The 19,748-nt window shown below is 49.1% G+C and carries 16 protein-coding genes; 7 read left to right on the top strand and 9 right to left on the bottom strand.

Features of this window, described 5'->3' with window-relative positions:
* Nucleotides 1–323: 323 nt before the first annotated feature.
* Entirely contained in the window at nucleotides 324–1,157 is an 834-nt protein-coding gene (locus tag BLS03_RS02940) for an AraC family transcriptional regulator (protein ID WP_093269420.1), read from the bottom strand.
* Nucleotides 1,158–1,360: 203 nt separating this feature from the next.
* Between BLS03_RS02940 and BLS03_RS02935 the strand changes: the two genes are divergently transcribed.
* The 5 genes from BLS03_RS02935 (at nucleotide 1,361) to BLS03_RS02915 (ending at nucleotide 7,515) form a co-directional block, all read left to right on the top strand.
* Complete coding sequence (locus BLS03_RS02935; protein ID WP_093269418.1) at nucleotides 1,361–2,500, top strand: ornithine cyclodeaminase family protein; 1,140 nt, start codon at nucleotides 1,361–1,363, stop codon at nucleotides 2,498–2,500.
* Nucleotides 2,501–2,592: 92 nt separating this feature from the next.
* Nucleotides 2,593–3,009 carry a RidA family protein gene (locus tag BLS03_RS02930; RefSeq protein ID WP_093269414.1) on the top strand — a complete coding sequence of 139 codons (417 nt, stop codon included), beginning with the start codon at nucleotides 2,593–2,595 and terminating at the stop codon, nucleotides 3,007–3,009.
* Nucleotides 3,010–3,043: 34 nt separating this feature from the next.
* Complete coding sequence (locus BLS03_RS02925) at nucleotides 3,044–4,336, top strand: NAD(P)/FAD-dependent oxidoreductase (RefSeq protein ID WP_093269411.1); 1,293 nt, start codon at nucleotides 3,044–3,046, stop codon at nucleotides 4,334–4,336.
* Nucleotides 4,337–4,407: 71 nt separating this feature from the next.
* Complete coding sequence (locus tag BLS03_RS02920) at nucleotides 4,408–5,805, top strand: APC family permease (RefSeq protein ID WP_093269409.1); 1,398 nt, start codon at nucleotides 4,408–4,410, stop codon at nucleotides 5,803–5,805.
* Between the two features lie 276 nt (nucleotides 5,806–6,081).
* Complete coding sequence (locus tag BLS03_RS02915) at nucleotides 6,082–7,515, top strand: DEAD/DEAH box helicase (RefSeq protein WP_093269406.1); 1,434 nt, start codon at nucleotides 6,082–6,084, stop codon at nucleotides 7,513–7,515.
* A gap of 77 nt (nucleotides 7,516–7,592) precedes the next feature.
* Here BLS03_RS02915 and BLS03_RS02910 read toward each other — a convergent pair whose 3' ends face one another.
* The 7 genes from BLS03_RS02910 to BLS03_RS02880 all read right to left on the bottom strand — a co-directional run bounded on the left by BLS03_RS02910 (nucleotide 7,593) and on the right by BLS03_RS02880 (nucleotide 16,616).
* The gene (locus BLS03_RS02910; RefSeq protein WP_093269404.1) at nucleotides 7,593–9,623 is read right to left on the bottom strand and encodes a hypothetical protein; all 2,031 of its coding nucleotides are present in this window, start codon (nucleotides 9,621–9,623) and stop codon (nucleotides 7,593–7,595) included.
* Between the two features lie 427 nt (nucleotides 9,624–10,050).
* Nucleotides 10,051–10,734, bottom strand: a complete 684-nt coding sequence (locus BLS03_RS02905; RefSeq protein ID WP_218121984.1) for an ABC transporter ATP-binding protein — start codon at nucleotides 10,732–10,734, stop codon at nucleotides 10,051–10,053.
* Nucleotides 10,721–11,566 (bottom strand): ABC transporter ATP-binding protein, encoded by an 846-nt coding sequence (locus BLS03_RS02900; RefSeq protein WP_093269401.1) that lies wholly within the window; start codon nucleotides 11,564–11,566, stop codon nucleotides 10,721–10,723. The genes BLS03_RS02905 and BLS03_RS02900 overlap by 14 nt, the downstream gene beginning before the upstream one ends.
* Nucleotides 11,556–12,395, bottom strand: coding sequence for an ABC transporter permease (locus tag BLS03_RS02895; protein ID WP_093269399.1), 840 nt, complete (start codon nucleotides 12,393–12,395; stop codon nucleotides 11,556–11,558). The genes BLS03_RS02900 and BLS03_RS02895 overlap by 11 nt, the downstream gene beginning before the upstream one ends.
* The gene (locus BLS03_RS02890; protein WP_093269396.1) at nucleotides 12,395–13,450 is read right to left on the bottom strand and encodes an ABC transporter permease; all 1,056 of its coding nucleotides are present in this window, start codon (nucleotides 13,448–13,450) and stop codon (nucleotides 12,395–12,397) included. Before BLS03_RS02890 ends, BLS03_RS02895 begins: the two co-directional genes overlap by 1 nt.
* 45 nt (nucleotides 13,451–13,495) lie before the next feature.
* Entirely contained in the window at nucleotides 13,496–15,067 is a 1,572-nt protein-coding gene (locus BLS03_RS02885) for an ABC transporter substrate-binding protein (RefSeq protein ID WP_093269394.1), read from the bottom strand.
* Nucleotides 15,068–15,533: 466 nt separating this feature from the next.
* Nucleotides 15,534–16,616, bottom strand: a complete 1,083-nt coding sequence (locus tag BLS03_RS02880; protein WP_093269391.1) for an ABC transporter substrate-binding protein — start codon at nucleotides 16,614–16,616, stop codon at nucleotides 15,534–15,536.
* A 255-nt stretch (nucleotides 16,617–16,871) separates the two neighbouring features.
* On the opposite strand from BLS03_RS02880, the gene BLS03_RS02870 reads away from it, so the two are divergent.
* Both BLS03_RS02870 and BLS03_RS02865 read left to right on the top strand, forming a co-directional pair.
* A complete protein-coding gene (locus BLS03_RS02870; RefSeq protein ID WP_093269386.1) occupies nucleotides 16,872–17,927 on the top strand; it encodes a FecCD family ABC transporter permease in 1,056 nt (351 codons plus the stop codon).
* Between the two features lie 2 nt (nucleotides 17,928–17,929).
* Nucleotides 17,930–18,706, top strand: coding sequence for an ABC transporter ATP-binding protein (locus BLS03_RS02865; protein ID WP_093269384.1), 777 nt, complete (start codon nucleotides 17,930–17,932; stop codon nucleotides 18,704–18,706).
* Between the two features lie 109 nt (nucleotides 18,707–18,815).
* Here BLS03_RS02865 and BLS03_RS02860 read toward each other — a convergent pair whose 3' ends face one another.
* The gene (locus BLS03_RS02860; protein ID WP_093269381.1) at nucleotides 18,816–19,718 is read right to left on the bottom strand and encodes a LysR family transcriptional regulator; all 903 of its coding nucleotides are present in this window, start codon (nucleotides 19,716–19,718) and stop codon (nucleotides 18,816–18,818) included.
* Nucleotides 19,719–19,748 lie beyond the last annotated feature (30 nt).

Here is a 19,748-nt window from a genome sequence, read left to right as displayed (position 1 = left end):
GCTCCCTGTGAGGGAGCGAATGTATTTGAAGGTTACTCGATAAGCGCTTTAACGGCTTGTTCGGTGGGTGTCGAACCTGAAGTTAACTCCACAATACAGCGTGTTAGCTCAGGTAGGGAGGCAATTTGGGTTAAAGCGTTTAAAGATATAAGCCAATTGTTTGCCAAATAGTGAACGACAATCAGCGAACTTCGTTGCTAATTATGTGAAATGGATCTAAGTATTAACATTATGACTACGATGAATTAACTCAATTCGGCGCGAGATAAAAACTAGCAAACGCACTGCTAAAGTGCGTTTTCTTATTTTTGAACCAATTTGGGTCAATAACAGTGAATTCGCTCGAGATAGGTTTTGTGTTGCACGCGATGCTGATATTCAAGCGGAGTTGTGCTTACTAACTTTTTGAATTCCCTTAGAAAATGTGATTGATCGCTAAAGCCTAGCTCGCTCGCTAAATCTGAAAATGCCAGTTGTGGGCTGTGATTGATGTTGTACACCGCGGACTGGCAGCGAATCGCACGGCAAAATGCCTTAGGTGTTTGACCGGTTTCGGCTAGAAATTGACGCTGGATGGTGCGACTGCAATAACCGCTATAGCGTTCAAGTTGTTGAATTTGAATGTTGCCTTGTTGCTGACAAATTTTTCCCACTAACTGGCGGGTTAGAGGGGATAACCGCGAGGCGCTTTTCGCGTGCAGAAATTGGCTCACAATCGCCACCTGTTTAGCAAAATCCGTTTGCTCGACGACTTGCTCAAAAATTGGCTTGGCTCGCGGCATAATGTCGAGAAAATCGATTTGGTTATCAATGATTTCTTTGGCCGATACATCGAGAAAATCGGGAATATAGCCAGGTAAAAAGCGCACGCCAAAATAGCGATGCCCACGCTCAAATTGAATCTCTTTAGCTTGCAAAGCCGTACCGCAAACTTGGGCGATGGGTTCATTCTGGTCGCAATCAAATAGCAGGTCGACACAACCGTCTGGAATAGCAATCGGGTGTTGGTGATGGCCGTCGGCTTCAAAGCTGTAATAGTGGGAAACAAACGGGTTCGCCGAATTGATATGGGTGGAATACTTAGCCGCGCTCATGACAAACCAAGGTTGTTTGGAGCGAATTCCGCTGACCGGAAGGGCACGTAAAAGACCTGTCATTATTGCTATCCATGCAGTGAATGATATTTAGCCTTCTGCAAAGGTGATGCCAAAATCACCAATTTAAAAACACTTTTCAAATGTCGCAAAAATTCAATACAGACATTTTTCACCTCTTTACTATCAATTCACCGCAAGGCTTTTTGCATAGAAAGTCATTGGAGAACGCGGCTTAAATTCACCCAAAGGATAGAGGCGAAAGTATGTCAGACAGCACTAAAATCGATTTCATTTACCTTTCAGAACAAGACATGATTAAAGCGGGCGTAACCGACATGGCGCAATGCGTTGACACCATGGAACAGATGTTCGCGCTACTACACCATGGCGATTATCGTATGGCTGGACCAAACAGTGATTCCCATGGCGCAATGATCACTTTCCCTGAAGAGTCGCCATTTGCCACTATGCCAAAACCGACCGCGGACCGCCGTTTGATGGCGATGCCAGCCTATTTGGGCGGTGATTTTCAGACCTGCGGCGTTAAGTGGTATGGCTCCAATATCGCCAACCGCGAAAAAGGCCTGCCGCGCTCAATCCTGATGTTTACTTTAAACGATGTTGAAACTGGCGCGCCGCTGGCGCATATGTCAGCTAACTTGCTTTCCGCTTATCGTACTGGCGCGGTCCCAGGTGTTGGCGCTAAACATTTGGCACGTAAAGATTCAAAAGTTATCGGTGTGCTTGGCCCTGGCGTAATGGGTAAAACCTCGGTAGCCGCATTTATCGCCGCGTGTCCGCAGATTGATACCGTTAAAGTCAAAGGTCGTGGTCAAAAAAGCCTCGATTCCTTTATCACTTGGTTAAGTGCGACTTATCCGCAAGTCACCACAATTCAAATCGTTGATTCTATCGAGGAAGTGGTACGCGATAGTGACATCGTCACTTACTGTAACTCCGGCGAAACCGGCGACCCGTCAACCTATCCTGAAGTGAAACGAGAGTGGGTGAAAGCAGGGGCGTTTTTAGCCATGCCAGCTTACTGCCGTTTGGACGCCGCCATGGAAACATCGGATGTGCGTAAAGTGGCGGACAGCATTGGTCTCTACGAAGCGTGGTTTGAAGAAGTGCCAAAACCGGCGCACAACTATATTCCGATCATCGGCGTGCGCTTTATGGACATGATCGAGCAAGGCCTGATGGACAAAGCCGAGTTACAAGACTTAGGTGCGATTGTCGCTGGTGATACGGTGGGTCGCCAAAACGATGAAGAGATCATCATTTTGTCCGTCGGTGGTTTACCGGTTGAGGATGTGGCGTGGGGGACGGTTGTGTATCGCAACGCGCTAGAAAAAGGCATTGGCGTCAAATTGAACCTGTGGGATACCCCGGTTTTAAGTTAAAGCCGTGGCATTGATTAACCCATTGAACCCTTTTATCTAAATATCTAAAGCGAAAGGCCATCGCGCCTTTGCTTTTCTAAAGGCAGTACATCATGACTCAAATCGTTAAAGTCAAAACCGGCTCTGCATTTGAACAGAGCGGCAGTTATTCGCGCGTTGTCGCGGTTGATAATTGGATTTTCGTCTCCAATACCGCAGGGCGCAATCCTGACACGAAGCAGATTTCAGAGGATCTGTTTGAGCAGACCGAACAAGTATTTAGCAATATCGAACGCGGGCTAAAAGCGGTCGATGCGTCATTAGCCGATGTGGTCAGCACGCGAGTTTTTATTCAGGACCCAGCCGATGTTGCACCCGTGATGGAGCTATTTGGCGCCAAATTTAAAGGCATTGATCCCACGACCACAGTGACCTGTCCGCCGCTGGGCTCCACGGTTTACAAAGTTGAAATTGAAGTCACCGCTTATCGCGGCGCAGCCGCTAGCGGCACTGAGTATGTGATGGCTTAAGTTCAAGCCCAGTTGTATTTCAAGGAACGAAAGAATGACCAAGACATTAGAGCGTTTTACCACTGAGAGTTTGCTGCCGAAATCAACGCAAGTGGTGATTATTGGTGGCGGCATTGTCGGTGTGAGCGCTGCGCTAACTCTGGCTGAGCGCAATATTCCAGTGGTATTGATCGAAAAAGGTCACGTTGCTGGAGAGCAATCATCGCGAAATCTAGGTTGGATTCGCAAGACCAGCCGTGTTGCTGAAGATGTGCCTTTGTCTTTGGCCGCCGATAAGCTTTGGCAACAAATGCCAGAGCGGATTGGTCGCCGCGTTGGTTATCAGCAGGCGGGCATTATGTTTGTTGCTCGTAGCGAAGCGCAAATGCAAGCGCACGAAAGCTGGTTTGAGTCGGTGAAAGCGCTTGAACTCGACAGTCAGCTACTTTCAACTCGTGAAGTCAGCTCTTTGGTACCCGGCGGAAAAACCGATTGGGTCGGAGCGGTGTATACCCCATCGGATGGCCGCGCTGAGCCAGCACTTGCAACCAGCGCGATGGCGCAAGCGGCTGCGAAAAAAGGCGCGGTTATCATCCAAAATTGCGCAGTGCGTGGTTTGTCGATGGCGGCAGGGAAAGTGAGCGGCGTAGTGACGGAGCAGGGCGAAATCACCTGTGAACAAGTGCTGCTGGCTGGCGGCGCTTGGTCAAGACGCTTTTTATCCCAACACGGCGTTTCTCTACCAACCTTGCCTTTGATTTGCTCGGTTTTGCGCACCAAGCCGATGCAAGGACCGACCGATATCGCGGTCGGCGCACCGGATTTTTCGTTTCGTAAGCATCAAGATGGCGGCTTTATTATCACTCAGCGCGGTGCTTTGGATGCGCCGATTACGCTCGACCACTTACTCGTCGGTCATCGCTATCTTGATCAGCTTCGTCATCAACGTGGTTTTTTACGTATCAAGCTTGGCAAGCATTTTGTCGATGACCTGAAACTGGCGCGGCGCTGGAGTCATCATAAACCTTCGCCGTTTGAAAAAATTCGCACCATGGATCCTGCGTATAACGCTGGCTTAAACAGCGAGGCGCTCACCAATCTTAAAAACGCCTGGCCGATGTTTGAGCAGGCTGAAATCGAAGAGGCGTGGGCTGGGCTAATTGATGTCACGCCGGACTCAAATCCGGTGATTGACCGCATAAATGCGATTCCTGGATTAACCATTGCAACTGGCTTCTCCGGACACGGTTTTGGCACTGGGCCGGCGGCTGGGCAACTGGCTGCAGATCTTGCCACTGGCAGCGCGCCTTTGGTTGACCCAGCGCCGTATCGCTTTGCAAGGCTGTAATTGCAGACATACAGACTATTTACATAACGGTTTTAGTTAACTATTTGGTTTAGTTAGAAAAGGAATAGAAAATGAGTGATTTAGTACAATCAGAACAAATCAGTCGCGCTGAAGGATCAGCAACTAACCAACCAGCGCGAAAAATGGGCTTGGCAACCATGATGGCCATCTGTATCGGATTGGTGATTGTCCAAGGCGCAATGATCTCAGCGACCCAAGGCATAGGGATTGGCGGCATGGCGTTTATCGCTGCCATGTTCGCGGCGTTTATTTTGGCGCAGTTTAATGCCATGAGTTTTGCAGAATTGTCGCTGATGTTTCCGCAAGAGGGGACACTGGCTACCTATACGCAAAAGGCCATTGGCCACTTTCCTGCGATTGTTTCGGTGTTTTCCGGTTACGTAGTGGTCGCGGTATTAGCGCTGCCGGTGGAGATGTTTTTGGTCGACGCTATGCTTGGTGAACTGCTTCCCGGTGTGTTTCCCGCCAAAGTGGTTCCTCTGGCGATTTTGGGCGTGTTGATGGTCACCAACCTTATCGGCGCTGACGTGTTTGCCAAAGTGCAAAATCTGTTGGCGTTTATTTTGGTGAGTGCGCTGATCATTGTTGGACTTGCGGCAATCACGGGTGTAAGCGAGCCGCACCCAACTTTGACTCAAAGTGTTGATTGGAGCTTTGGCGGCGTGCTTGACGGCAGCTTTATCGGTTTGATTGCGCTGGCGATGTGGATGATGGTTGGCGTTGAGTTTATCTGTCCGATGGTCAACGAAGTGGAGCAGCCGCGAAAAAACATTCCTCGTGCGATGCATCTGTCTTTAGTTATGATCTTCGCGATTTTTCTCGCTTTCGCCTACGGCGCCAGTTTGTATCTCAATGTCGACACCTTGGTCGAATCGCCGATTCCTTACTTGGATTATGTTAGTGCGGTATTTGGTCAAAGCGGTTTGATGATCGCAACCATCATGGCGTTGGCCGCGACTTGCAGCACCATCAATACCATTTTGGCGTCGGTACCACGCATGCTTCACGGCATGGCAATGCAAAAACAGGCGTTTCCACAACTTAAAGCGCAAAACCGTTACAACGCGCCTTGGGTGGGGATTGTGATGATGGCAGTGTGTACCGCGATTCCTTTCATGCTGGTGGACATCGACTCGCTAATCGTTTTAGTCATTGCCGCTACCACCAGTTGGTTGTTGGCTTATATCGTTGCACATATTGACGTGCTGGTGCTTCGCCGCCGCCTGCCTAATCAAGAGCGCCCGTATCGCACTCCATTTTTCCCATTGCCGCAAATCATTGGCATTATCGCGATGGGGTATGTGGCGCTTAATAACTCACCGTCGCCTGAAATGACGCAAATGGTCTACAGCATCGCAGGTGGAATACTGGCTGTGATCAGTCTCATCGGTGCGGTGTGGGTGAAATTTTATATGAAGCGCGGTTTGTTTACTCCTGATATGGATTAACCCAGCTTCAACATCAACCAACTAAAACCAAGGCGCTGACATACCAGCGCCTTGGTTGCGTTGAGCGATCGTATTCCAATAGCGATGTTGTCAGATATCGATTGTTGTTAAATATTGCTTGTCGCCAAAACTCGAAAGACAAATAGCAGTTGCTTGATAACCGCAAAAGCCTCAGAATGGCGGACTTTTCGCCGATGAGCTGAGCAAGACTTTTGTCACTCAACCCGATTTAACTGGCGAAACCGTTATTTATCATCAACATTTGAGAATCAATCTATGGGTTTTACCTCTTTAGGTCTATCTGCGCCAATCCTTAAAGCTATTCAAGAAAAAGGCTATGACACGCCGTCGCCGATTCAGGCGCAAGCCATTCCGGCGGTATTGAAAGGGCAGGATGTAATGGCCGCAGCGCAGACCGGAACGGGGAAAACCGCCGGCTTTACTCTGCCTATTCTAGAGCGTTTGTCACATGGGCCGAAAGTGCGTGGCAATCAGGTCCGTGCTCTGATCCTGACACCCACTCGCGAACTTGCTGCGCAAGTGCAAGAAAATGTGGCGCTTTACAGCCGTCATCTGCGTCTGTCGAGTGCGGTGGTGTTTGGCGGCGTCAAGATCAATCCGCAAATGCTGCGTCTGCGTAAAGGTGCGGATATTTTGGTGGCAACACCAGGGCGTTTGATGGATTTGTATCAGCAAAATGCGGTTAAGTTTGATCAACTTGAAGTGTTGGTGTTGGATGAAGCCGATCGCATGCTGGATATGGGCTTTATTCGCGATATTCGCAAAATTCTTCAGTTGCTGCCGGCCAAGCGCCAAAATCTGCTGTTTTCCGCAACGTTTTCCGCTGAAATTCGAGATCTGGCGAAAGGCTTAGTCAACAATCCGGTGGAAATTTCGGTCAGTCCTGCCAACTCAACGGCGCGCACTGTTGAGCAGTGTATCTATCCAGCGGATGCTAAAAAGAAAGCGCCAATGTTGGCAAAACTGATTAACGATGGCAATTGGCAACAAGTGTTGGTGTTTACTCGTACCAAACATGGCGCGAACCGTTTGGCGGCGTTTTTAACCGATAATAACATTGCCGCGGCGGCGATCCACGGTAACAAAAGCCAAGGTGCGCGCACCAAAGCGCTAGCAAATTTTAAATCTGGCGAAATTCGGGTGCTTGTTGCAACCGACATCGCCGCGCGTGGTATTGATATTCCACAGTTGCCGCAAGTGGTGAACTACGAACTGCCAAACGTTGCCGAAGATTACGTGCACCGTATTGGTCGTACTGGCCGTGCGGGTGAGGTCGGTAAGGCTATTTCGCTGGTGTGCGCGGCTGAGGCGGAGGACCTGTTTGGTATTGAGCGCTTGATTCAACAGCTACTGCCGCGAGTTGAGCTTGAAGGCTATAAGCCGACCAATGCGCTGCCAGAGTCGAAATTGGATACACGTCCAATTAAGCCAAAGAAACCGAAAAAACCGAAGAAGCCAAAAGCTGGCAATGGTGAGGTGCAAGCACGCCAACCTGGTGAAGCCAAGCAGGGCGATAAAGCGGCGCGTAAACCGCGTCGCCGTTTTGGTAACGATTCGAGCCAAACTCAGGGTAACAATAAGCCAAACCGCTCGCGTAAACCGAAAAATGCACAAGGCGGCAATAACGGCCAGTCAAAACCAGCGCCGCGCCAAGGGCAAAAGCCGCGCGCTAACAAGCCTTCGCAGTAGCTTGAGCAGGCAGTACTCATAGCGATAAAAAGCGAGCCAATTGGCTCGCTTTTTAGCTTCTAAACCGACTCGGGAAATTAAGCGGCAAGATGATACGAGAGATCGTCAACATCCATAAGCAAGGTGTAACTGTCTTCTCCATAGTAAACAGTTACGGCAGAGTACTCGTCGCTATCAACGCCAACACTATCAAATAAGGCTTGCTGTTCATCGCTCAAGGCTGAAACGACAATGCTTTGAATATCATCGACCAACGCCACACTTGAGTTGACAATCAGCCCTTCGCTCGCAGAGTTATTCTCCGCCAGTAGGGTTTGGTCTAGCTCCAAATCACCATCAAACTCGACATCAACGTATTCGAAATTGGAAAAGTCTAGCGCGTCTGGTGCTTGCTCAAAGATAATTGTGTCGACACCATCGCCACCATCAATACTAAAAATGCCGAAATAATAGTTGTCGGAAGCAGGACCATCGTCATAGTCGTAATAGGTGGTGAAGCTGACGTTATAGGCGATGGTGTCATCCGTGTTGCCAAACTCAAAACTAAAATATTGTGCGCTATCTTCGTCGTAGCTCGCATCCAGTTGATACACGATGTTGTCCGCGCTATAGGTAATATATTGCAGTTCAGTGACTAGCGAATATGTGCTGTCACCGATTTGCAAATCCAAGCTTACCGGAACATCAAGGGTAGCGACGTAATAATCATCGTAGCTATAACCAGAAGTGTATTCGGTCGATTCGATGTAATAGCTGTCTGTACCAGAGAGCAAATTCACGGTCATTTGATCGATATTCTCAGTGACTTCGAAGTCACCAATCACGACTAAACTGCTACCTGCAGCGTTATTGTCTAACAGATCTTGAGTTAAGAGTAAGGTGTCGCCGGAATGGTTATAAATCTTTTCAAAATTTTGAAAGTCTAAACCGTTAACGTCGTCATAAATGAGCAGAGTATCAACACCGCCAGACCCATCGATAGAGCGAGTAATCCCATCATTGGCTGCGGATGCCAGTTCGTATACCACGAGTGAATTCCCGTAGTCCAAGGTGGCGTCAACTTCCAGCCATTGAGAACTCTCGTACTGATACGAACTCCAGAGATTAAAATAACTTAGGCCGGATGTGCTTAACCAATAGGTATCACCGGAACTGCCACTGGTGTGCAGATAGTTAAAGGTGCTGTAGTCAATATCCGATTCTTTAACAATTAAGGTATATTCTTCGTCATACAAATAAGCATTATCGCCATCACCGGTGTACAAGGTGACCGCCACATAGTCTGTGCTGTCGTAACCATTTTCTTCTAGCAGCGCGAGTTGTTCGTCACTAAGCTCGTTGATTGCCATACCTAATAGTGATACATCATCCGCTAATGCGACCTTGCCGTTGACGATTAGTCCTTGTTCAAGCGCGCTGTTGTTGATCAAATCTTGTTCCGTTAGGGTTAAGGTCTCGCCGTCTTCAAGCTCAACATACTCAAAGTTGACGAATTCAATATCGGAGTTATCGCCACTGAGCAGCAAGCTATCAAAACCGTCACCGCCATCGACGCTGCGCTGCTGCGTATCGCTTGCGGCTTCTTTGAGTGCGTAGTCAAAGGTGTCGTCGCCATCACCGAGATCAACATCAAACTCGGTCCATTTTGTCGAATTAGGGTTGGTGCTGGCGGTCATACTAAAAGAGACATAGTCATCGCCAGATCCCATCGTGACTTGGTACAAGTTGCTCCAATGATCATTGTTGCTGTAAGGCGTAAGATAAACACTCACCCCTTGGTCTGAGTCACTTAAGTCTATGGTGGCGCGTTTTGCTTGGTTGATGATAATCGATTCATAATCGCCGTCGGTAATCGCGATATCAACAAAATCGGTGATGGTCAACTGTGAGTAATCACCATCAGTAATGGAAATTTCTTTTAGATCCGCCGCGCCCCAACCCGCTAAGTTTTCGATATCAAGGTCACCATCGTCTAAGTAAGCGGCGAGATAACCGGCTTGGTAGTAACTGTCTTGGTCGAGAATGATTTGGGTGCCATTGTCGACGGTAAGGTCTGCCGCTGAACCTTTTCCGCTGGTATTCGTGGCACCAACAAGAATTTGTGTCATGAAAAGTTCCTCTCATGTCCGAGTTGTGTTAGGTGATTGTCAGCGCTGCGTGAGGGAGTATATCCACAGCCACACCTGTATGGCTCTAGCTAGGAGGGGATTTGGTACTTTTATAATACTGACGAATTTCTAGTCAAAAATGACCATTACTTTTCGGCTCAGAATCAATGCGCGCGCAATATTTTTACTGCGCATTATCCTTTCGCGATGAGTGATAGGGTAGGTATAAGACGGTAATAAGAGGTGAATTTAGTAAGTTGAAACGTCGTTTTAGTTCATTGTTATTTTGTTCGAGTATGAGATGAACCCAATTGGCAGATAAACTCAATTGGTATATAAACCATCAGATGAAAAACATCTGTGTAGATTGAGAAAAAGCGAGCCGATTGGCTCGCTTTTGGGTTGGTGGCTATCTTTGCGTGTTTGCTTAGTATCTCAAGGTCTGCTCAATTTTGCCGCGCTTCATTGTGACGCCAGCATCGCACATATAGTCGATGGTGTGTGGGTCATGGCTGACCAGCAGCATCGTGAGCTTATATTGCTGTTTCAGTTCGTTGAGTAAGTTGAGGATCTCAGCCTGAACCGACATATCCAGCGCCGACGTTGGCTCGTCAAGCAACAGCAATTTGGGTTCGAGTAGCAGAGCGCGTACGATCGCGACGCGTTGACGCTGGCCGCCCGAGAGCTGATGGGGATAGCGATCAATCATATCGCTTGTGAGGCCAACTTGCTTAAAACCCTGCTCAATGCGATCGTCAATCGCATCCATTTTCAGGCGCTTAAGTGGCTCAGCTAAGGTGCGACGCAGGCGATGCTTAGGATGCAGCGAAGCATAGGGATCTTGGAACACCATTTGTACGTCACGGCGTAGCTGACCGCGAAATTGCTGGCCTTGTTCAAGCTCTTGACCCAGCATCGAAATCTGACCAAACCAGTGTGGATTGAGCCCCGCGAGCACCCACAGTAACGACGATTTACCACACCCAGATGGCCCTTCCAGACCAAAGCATTCGCCTTGATTGACGCTCAGGCTGACATTGTGCACCACGGTATTGGCTTGGTTACCTTGGACATGGCTGACACTGACGTTATTAAGCTCAAGAATCGGCATACTGTTTCTCCAAAGCGGTGCGATCCAGAGTCGGCAGTGGCTGACCCCGTTTGTCGATATGTGGCTGACATGACCACAATGTTCGAGTGTAAAGATGTTCGGCGCTGGCAAGTTTATCTGCTGGCAGTTCGTCGACCAGACGACCTTGGTACATGACCATCACTCGTTCACTGTATTGCGCCACTTGTTGTAAATCGTGGCTAATAAGCAGCAGCCCCATATTGCGCTCATCAACCAGGGAGTGAATCAGCTCCAACACTTGATCGCGCATGGCGTGATCGAGCGCCGAGGTGGGTTCGTCAGCAATCAGCAGTTGCGGGTTGCCAATCAGGGCAATCGCCAGCATCACACGTTGACCCATACCGCCAGAGAGCTGATGTGGATACCAGCGGCGCAGTTTGGCTGGCTCCGGTAAACCGACGGCTTCCAGCATGGCTTCGACGCGTTCGATACGCTCACGACGCGGCAATTTGTGATGCAAAATCAGCGTTTCTTCAATCTGCATGCCGATGGTACGCGCTGGATTGAGCGCGTATTTCGGATCTTGCAACACCATCGCTACTTGATTGCCGCGCAGACGGTTCCACTTTGCTTGACTAAGTGAAAGTACCGGCTCGCCCAGTAGCTCAAGTTTGTCGGCGCTGGGGTGACAGGCGCTTGGCAGCAGCCCCATCAAGGTGCGTGCTGTTAGCGATTTGCCGGAGCCAGATTCGCCAACCAACGCCACCCGTTCACGACCGATGCTAAAACTCAAATCTTTTACCAATGATCGGCCAGAATCGAGCTGAATATTGAGGTTTTCTACCTCGATAAGAGGGCGGTTATTTTGCATGGCGTGGGTCCAACTTATCTCGTAAACCATCGCCTAACAGGTTAAAGGCGAGGCTGGCAAATAGAATCGCAAAGCCCGGTACGGCAGCGACCCACCATTGATCAAAAATGACTCGGCTGCCACTGGCGACCATTGAGCCCCATTCTGCGGCGGGTGGTTGAATCCCCATGCCTAAAAAGCCCAGTCCAGCAGCTGATAAAATAATGCCACCCAGGTTGAGCGCGGCGCGCACAATCGCACTTGGCAGACACAAAGGCACAATATGACCAACAATCAAGCGCCAACCGCCAATGCCTTGCATTTTTGCGGCGGCTAAATAGTCGCTGCGGCGCAGTGCGAGGGTTTCGGTACGCGCTTGGCGAGCAAACGATGGCCAACTGGTGAAGGCCAGCGCCAGCGCGCCATTCATTAGCCCGGGGCCTAAAATGGACACTAAGGCTAACGCAATAACCAGGCTAGGTAGCGACATAACAATGTCGGTAAATCGCATCAGCAGTCTTTCGGTCCAGCCACCAAAGTAGCCAGCGCAAATGCCAATCATCAGTCCTATCGGCACGGTAATAATGACCACCAGAGAAACCAACACTAGCGTTGGGCGCGCGCCATACAGCACGCGAGTCAACAGATCACGGCCAAACCGGTCGGTGCCAAACCAGTGCAGCGTGCTTGGCGGTGCAAGACGTTCACTGATGTTTTGCACGTTTGGGTCATAGTGGGTAAATAGCGGCGCAAATATCGCCGTAAGCAGCAAAATCGCCACTAAAATCAGGCCAAAATTGAAGGTGTTAAACCATTTTGGCAGCGCTAAGCGCGAATTGTGTTTTGTCATTAGCGAGTCCTCGGGTCGACCCAGCGAGTAAGAGCATCGGCCAGAGCATTGAGCAAAATAAAGCAGCTACCAATCAATAGGGTGGACCCCAGTACCGCCGCGGTATCTGATGCAAACAGCGCGGTGGTGAGATAGCGGCCAAGTCCAGGCCATGCAAACACGGTTTCAGTCAGTACTGCGCCTTCAAGCAGACCGGTGTAGGAGAGGGCAAGGATGGTAATCAACGTGCCGAGCACATTCGGGAAAATGTGCGAGAACAAAATTCTTGCGCGGCTTGCGCCTTTGGCCTGCGCCAAAATCACATACTCTTTATTGCTCTCTTCAAGCATCACGGCGCGCAAAAGGCGGGTGATGGAAGCCATTGACAGTAGCGAAAGTACCGCAACAGGCAGCCACAAATGACCAAGCGCATTGAGTATGATTTCACTGTCACCAGAGCGCAGCGCATCCCACAACACAAAGCCACTATTAAATTCCATGGTGTAGGTGTAAATGTCATCCAAACGCCCAGGGCCAGCCGACCAGTGCAAGGTGGCGTAAAACAGCAATAGCCCAAGTAAACCCAGCCAAAACACCGGTACAGAATAGCCCAACAGTGAGATAAACCGCGCGACATGGTCGATGATGCTGCCCGGTTTATACACCGCGAGACAAGCCAAAGAGATGCCGAGCAGTGCGCCAAAAATCATCGCCACTGTCGCCAGCTCAAGTGTCGCTGGAAAGACGTGTTTGAGATCCTCAACCACGGGTTGCTGGGAAACTTGAGATATGCCTAAATCGCCCTGCAACAAGCGCTCAACATAACTGAAAAATTGCACCGGTAGCGGGTCATCTAAGCCGAGTTGGTGACGCGCCTGCTGGTAGGTCTCTTCGCTGGCGTGATCGCCAACCAGTTGCAGCGCAGGATCAATCGGTGCGGCACGTGACAGTACAAAGGTGAAAATTAACAGCCCAAACAGGGTGAGTAAAAAGGACGAAAAGCCGCTCAGCAAAGGCTGAAAGCGGCTTGTCCATAACCGGCTCAATGAGCCGGATAAGGGGTTGGTATTATTCATTGATCAAACAACGTTATTTAGAAACAAAGTTATGTATAAACACAGTTATTTAGAAACGTTTTTGTAGAACACCATTTCCGGCGTAATGCCTTGCACGTAGCCTTTGATATCGTCACGCAGTGCGACCAATTTCTTGTTTTGCAAGCCGACAACATAAGGGGAAGACTCACGGACCTGGCGTTGCAGATCTTGGTAGATCGCGGTGCGTTTGGCGCTGTCGGTTTCTGAGCGTGCTTCCAGCGTCAGTTTATTCAGCGCTGGAATGTGCCAGTTGGCGCGCCATGCCAGCGTCTTACTGCCGTTTTCTGGGTTGTAGGCAAACGCAGAAGCGTTGGTGTGCGGGTCAAAGTAGTCAGGGCCCCACGATGTCAACGTCGCTTGGTATTTATGTGCTTTGACATTGGTAGCGATCTGGCTGCTCACACCCGGGATAAGCTCAACATCGATGCCTGATTTAGCAAAGCTTGATTGCAGCGCTTGCGCGATATCTAAGTATGGCGGTTGGTTAGAAACCACGAGCTTAAAGTGTGGATTGCTAATTCCGGCGTCTTTTAGAATCTGCTTGGCTTTTTCTGGGTTGTATTGATATGGCTGATCATCCAGCGCGCCATTAAAGCCGACTGGCAAGAACGATTGCTGAACTTGGAATTGACCGTGCATTAGGTCTTCAGCAATGCCTTTGTAATCAAACGCGTAGCGCGCCGCTTGCCAAAACTCTGGTTTACCAAGGGCTGGGTTATCGGCGTTCTCAACGTTAAACATCAAGTAATAAAGCGATGCGTATGGCAAGTTAAGCGTCTTCACACCTGGCTTGTTTTGCAGTGAGAAGTATTGGTCAGTACCTAGGTTGCGAACTAAGTCTGCATCACCTTGCTCAAGCAGCAATTGACGGGTTGCTGCGTCTGGGACGTTTTTCAGCAATACATATTTAAGCTTTGGCGCGCCAGATGGTGAGCTTGGATTGGCTTCCATCATCAGCACTTGCGATGGCACGTATTTGCGCAATTTGAACGGGCCGCTGCCAGCGGAGTGGCTATTTAGCCAGCCGTGGCCAAGGTCGTTTTCTTGGTCGTGCGCCATGGCAGTTTTTTGGTCAACGATGGATGCGGCTGGCGCTGAAAGTAGGCTGAGTACGAAAGACGGGCCGACATTGACATCCCAAGTCAGTTTCACTTGGTTCGCCGAGACTTTCGTCAGATGGCTATCAACGTTGTCTTTGTTCCAACCCAGTTGAGTCAGAATAAACGCTGGCGCAAGGTTAAGTTTTACCACGCGACCTAGGCTGAAAATTACATCCTCTGGGCGAACAGGGTTGCCAGATGAAAACGTCGCGTTGTCTTTAAGTGTGAAAGTCAGGCTGTTTTGCTCTGATGCCCAAGAGGCGGCTAACGTTGGTTGCAACTCGGTTGGGTTATTTGGGTTCGATTGCACAAGGCGTTGATAAAGGTTGTTAAAGCTTTGAACAGAGGAAAGCTCAAAACCTTGCGCTGGGTCTAGGCTAGTTATGTCGTCAAGAGACTGTGCCACAACCAGTGTATTATCGGGGGTTTTGGCATAGCCATTGGCCATGCTCAGTGCAAGCATCAAGCTTGACACAACAACGGGGAATGTTTTCATTTATTTTCCAATCGAGTCTGTTTTTTTAATCCAACCGAGGAGCAGAACGGCATCCTACAAAAGTTGATGAAAATCACATTTAGAAAATAAACGAAACAAATTGTTACAACAATCGCTTTGTGTCACCAAACTATAACTTTTTTCTATGGCTTGAAGCGAAAAAGCATAATCCTGATGAATTACTGAGCAGTTTTGTTTAAAAACAGAACTTTTGCCCTATTTTGGTGATAAAAGCATCATTATCCATGTGTTGCTGATAAGCGATGTTGATAGGGGATGACGCAGTGGGTTGTGATAAAAGCTGAGAAACAAGACAGAGATAAACAAGACAGAGATAAACAAGACTGAGTGAGAAAATAGTCGCGCGGCGGCGGGTAACTCGACGGTTTATTTAATAGACGGTTTATTGAATAACAGCAGTCACCGCATAGGGGTGACTGCTGCAAAGCGCATCGTATTAAACGACTTACAGCTGAGTCATAAAGGTGCCTTGTGGCTCAACGGGTAAGTATTTTTTGTAGAACGCTTGGTAAGCTTTGTTTGGCTCAAGGTCTTTAAACAGCTCTGGATACAAAGCTTTAGCGTAGAACTGAATCATAGCGCCGTCCAAAATAGTACGACACGCGCCGTGGTAGGCGGCGTACATGCGGTTGTTTTGAACTGCGCTAATTGATGACCAACCGACGCGCTGTTTAAAGCCCGCTAAGCGCTGCTTGGCAACTTGTTCGTCAACGCCTTGACCCATCAGCATAGAATCTTCGCTGCTGCCTGATTCATAACCTGTCATCACAATTACATCTGGATTGTCAGCAATGATCATCTCAGGGTTCATTTTGCCCCACCATTCAACGTATGGCGCAGCAATGTTGTCACCGCCGGCCATGGTTGCAATCGCGCCCCACATGTTTTTGCCAAAGGTATAACCGAGTTCGCTGACACCAGCAGCGCCATATTCGGTATAGACTTTAGGTTTTGGCAGATTGGCTTTTGCCAAACGTTCACTGATCATCTCAGCATTTTTTTGATATTCGCTGGCGATCTGTTTAGCACGCTCGCTTTGACCGGTAATCACACCAATCAGCTCAGTACTGCGCACGTGGCGTTCAACGGTTTGTGCGTTGTAATCAACTACCAAAACGGGAATGCCTGCTTGTTCAATTCGCTCAATATCAGAGCCAAGTGCTTTAAACTGCCAATCAGCAAGCATTAGAACGTCTGGGTTTAGGCTAATCACTTTTTCAACTGAGAAAGTGTTGGTATCAACGCGGCCAATGCCCGGAATTTTATCCAGCGAAGGGCGATGTTTGACGTACAGATCCCAGTTCGCAGAACGCGCTTGCCAAATGTATTTCGACATTCCGACCACATGGTCATAAGCGGCTTCGGTACCGATCGCCATGTAGTCTTCTGGATAGAAACCGACTACCGCACGCTGAGCGGGGGCATCAAACGTCACTTCGCGACCGAGCACGTCGGTCACTGTGGTCATTTGTGCGTACGATAAAGAGCTAAAAGCAAGCGCTGCAACGCTTAAAAGTTGTTTGTACATCAAATAAAACCTTTGTTATTGGAGTGATTTACGTCCATGACTAAAATTTTCACGCTCACAAAACGGCATTGAGCGCGGCTGATTATAAGTTTGTAAATAAAACTTATGCAAACAATTCTCATTAACAAAGTGTAAAAATATAACTGATATTCATTATCACCTTGTTGTGGTAGCATGCGCGCAATAAAAAACACCACTGCGAATGTTGCATATTCGTGAGTCGGTGATGCTCAACTTGAAACAGGAAACGCACGAATGTCGCCTTCGACGATACTTTTGCAAGCCATTGAACAACAAAGAAAGAGTGAACGCCGCCGCTTGATGGTTATTTCAGGTTTTGGCGCGATTTTATTGGTCAGTTTTGTCCTCGATATCATGACTGGTCCATCGATGCTTGACGCCTCTAAAGTGATTAACGCGCTGCTGGAATTTATCGGTTTGCCGTTTCAAGTTGATCGTTCAACCCATGTTATCGTCACCAACTTACGTCTGCCGATTGCGCTGATGGCGATCATTGTCGGTGGGTCGCTGGGTGTTGGCGGCGCCGAAATGCAGACGCTTTTGAATAACCCAATGGCGAGCCCATACACACTCGGTATGGCGGCGGCTGCGGGGTTTGGCGCTGCGATCACCTTGTATGTCGGGTCGCTTGGCATGAATGGTATGTACGCCGTGCCGATTGGCGCGTTCTTGTGCTGCATGTTGTCGGCGTGCTTTTTGTTTGCGTTGGCCTCAATGCGCCATATCAGTTCTGGGCAATTGATCCTGGCGGGTATTGCGCTGCTGTTTTTGTTCCAATCGCTTCTGTCGTTGGTGCAATTTATTTCGTCGCCAGAGCTGAGCCAACAAATTCTGTTTTGGCTTTTTGGCAGCCTTTCTAAAGCTACTTGGACGAACTTAGCGATTACCGCTGTGGTGGTGATTGGCGGTTTTTTACTCTTGCTGCAAGATTCCTGGAAACTGACCGCGCTGCGCATGGGTGAAGAGCGCGCTAAAAGCGTCGGTGTGAACGTCACGAAGCTGCGGCTTAAGACGCTGTTTATCGTTGCTGTGATGACCGCGACCGTCACCAGTTTTGTCGGCATTATCGGTTTTATCGGTATTGTTGCCCCCAATATTGCCAAAATTTTGGTCGGTGAAGATCAGCGCTTCTTTTTACCATTGTCATTTTTAATTGGTGCGTTTTTGCTGTCGGCGGCGTCAGTACTGTCTAAAAGCATTGTACCGGGCGCACTGTTTCCGATTGGCATTGTCACCGCGATCATCGGCGTGCCGTTTTTCTTCTGGCTGATCATCGCAAGGCGAGGTTAATCATGCTCAAAGTGAACAATCTGAATTTGCAATTTGGCAGCTTAGTGCTGGCGCGCGATGTCAGTTTTACGCTCAAGCCAGGGCAAGTCACCGCGATTCTTGGTCCAAATGGCACGGGTAAAAGCACGCTGCTGAAAACCCTCTTTGGCGACATCAAAGTCGACAGTGGTGATATTGGTTTTGGTGATGAGCATCTAACGCCAAAAACCTTGGCTAAATGGCGTTCGCGGTTTGGTTATATGCCGCAAGATATCCATTTTGATATTGGCCTGAGTGTGGTGGAAGTGATTCTACTTGGCCGCATCGATGCGCTGAGTTTGCGTGTCGATGAAACCCTGCTTAGTGAAGCGTTGGATATTCTCGATAGTATGGGGCTTGCGCATCTTGCCAACCGAGATGTGCGCACCTTAAGCGGCGGGCAGTGCCAGATGATGCTCTTTGCTCAAGCGCTGATGCGTAAACCGCAAATTATGATGCTCGATGAGCCAGTGAGCGCGCTTGATCTTCATTACCAGCATGTGCTGCTAGAGCATCTTCGCCAGCAAACCCAGCAGCATAATTACACCACGGTCATGGTATTACACGATCTCAACCTTGCCGCGCAGTATGCCGATAATCTATTGGTGCTCAAAGGCGGCGAGCTGGTTGCCACCGGCGACCCGAAACAAATACTCACCGCTGAACTGGTTGAAGATATCTATAACGTCAAAGCGCAGGTCTTTTGCGATGAAAGTGGCGTACCGTTTGTGCGTACTTTACGTTCTAATCAAGCCGCTTAGTTTAGCGGCTTACTCTGACGGTTTCCTTTCACGAAATGCTTTGCCGGATGAGTTTGGAAGTTCGGCGCTGTTGTTCTGTCATTGGCAGCAAGGTTTGGCCAAAACTGGGTTAGTAGCGCGGGTGTTGGGCAATAATGCTCGAGAGCCAATTAAGAAATTCACTTAGCCGCTTAGGCTGCTGGCGCCGCGATGGATAAAGCGCGGCGATTGGCATCGATTCGCAGCGATAGTCGCTTAACACTTCAATCAATTCACCGCTTCGTATCTGTTGCTCTACACCACTTGCTGGCAGCTGAATGATACCAAGACCATTGAGACACGCGCTTAAATACGCATCTGTGGTGCTGACGGAGATAAAGCTGCGGGTCTTTACATAATGAGTTTGACCATCGGCATAATACTCAAAACCGAGTTGTGGTTGGCGCAGGCTTGGCGCGTAATCCACTACGTAGTGCTCGCTTAAGTGCGCTAAAGTGAGTGGCGTGCCAAAACGCTCAATATAGCTTGGGCTGACACAGTTGAGCATGGTCATTTCGCCAAGTGGCCGAGCAATCATTTCGCTGTCTTGCAGCTTTCCAGCGCGAATAACGCAGTCCACTTGTTCCTTAATCGGGTCGATTCGATAATCGGCGCCAAGCAGGCGAATTTGGGTGTCAGGGTAGCGAGCAAACCAGTCAGTCAGATGCGGCGCCACTAAAGTGGAAAAAAATCGGCTTGGCATATCGAGTTTCAGCACGCCGCTGAGCGCCGCGCTCTCACCTTGAAATTGAGTTTCTAATCCTTCGAGTTCAGTAAGCAGTGCAAGGCACTGAGGGTAATAGCGCTCGCCCGCCTCGGTGAGTGACACACGCCGCGTGCTACGGTGCAACAGCCGAGTGTTGAGGTGGTCTTCTAAGCGGCTAACCGAGGTAGAAATCGCCGATTTTGGCACATTAAGCTGCTCTGAGGCGGAGGTAAAACTGCCGGTTTGCGCCACCGCGACAAAGCGCTTCATGGTTTCAATTTTATCCATCAAATTACCTATTGTTCATTTTATGTGAAC

The organism is Vibrio xiamenensis (assembly GCF_900100015.1).
GTDB classification, from domain to species: Bacteria; Pseudomonadota; Gammaproteobacteria; order Enterobacterales; family Vibrionaceae; genus Vibrio; species Vibrio xiamenensis.
The sequence above is the reverse complement of the archived record's forward strand: the minus strand, read 5'-3'. Positions and strand labels throughout refer to the sequence as shown.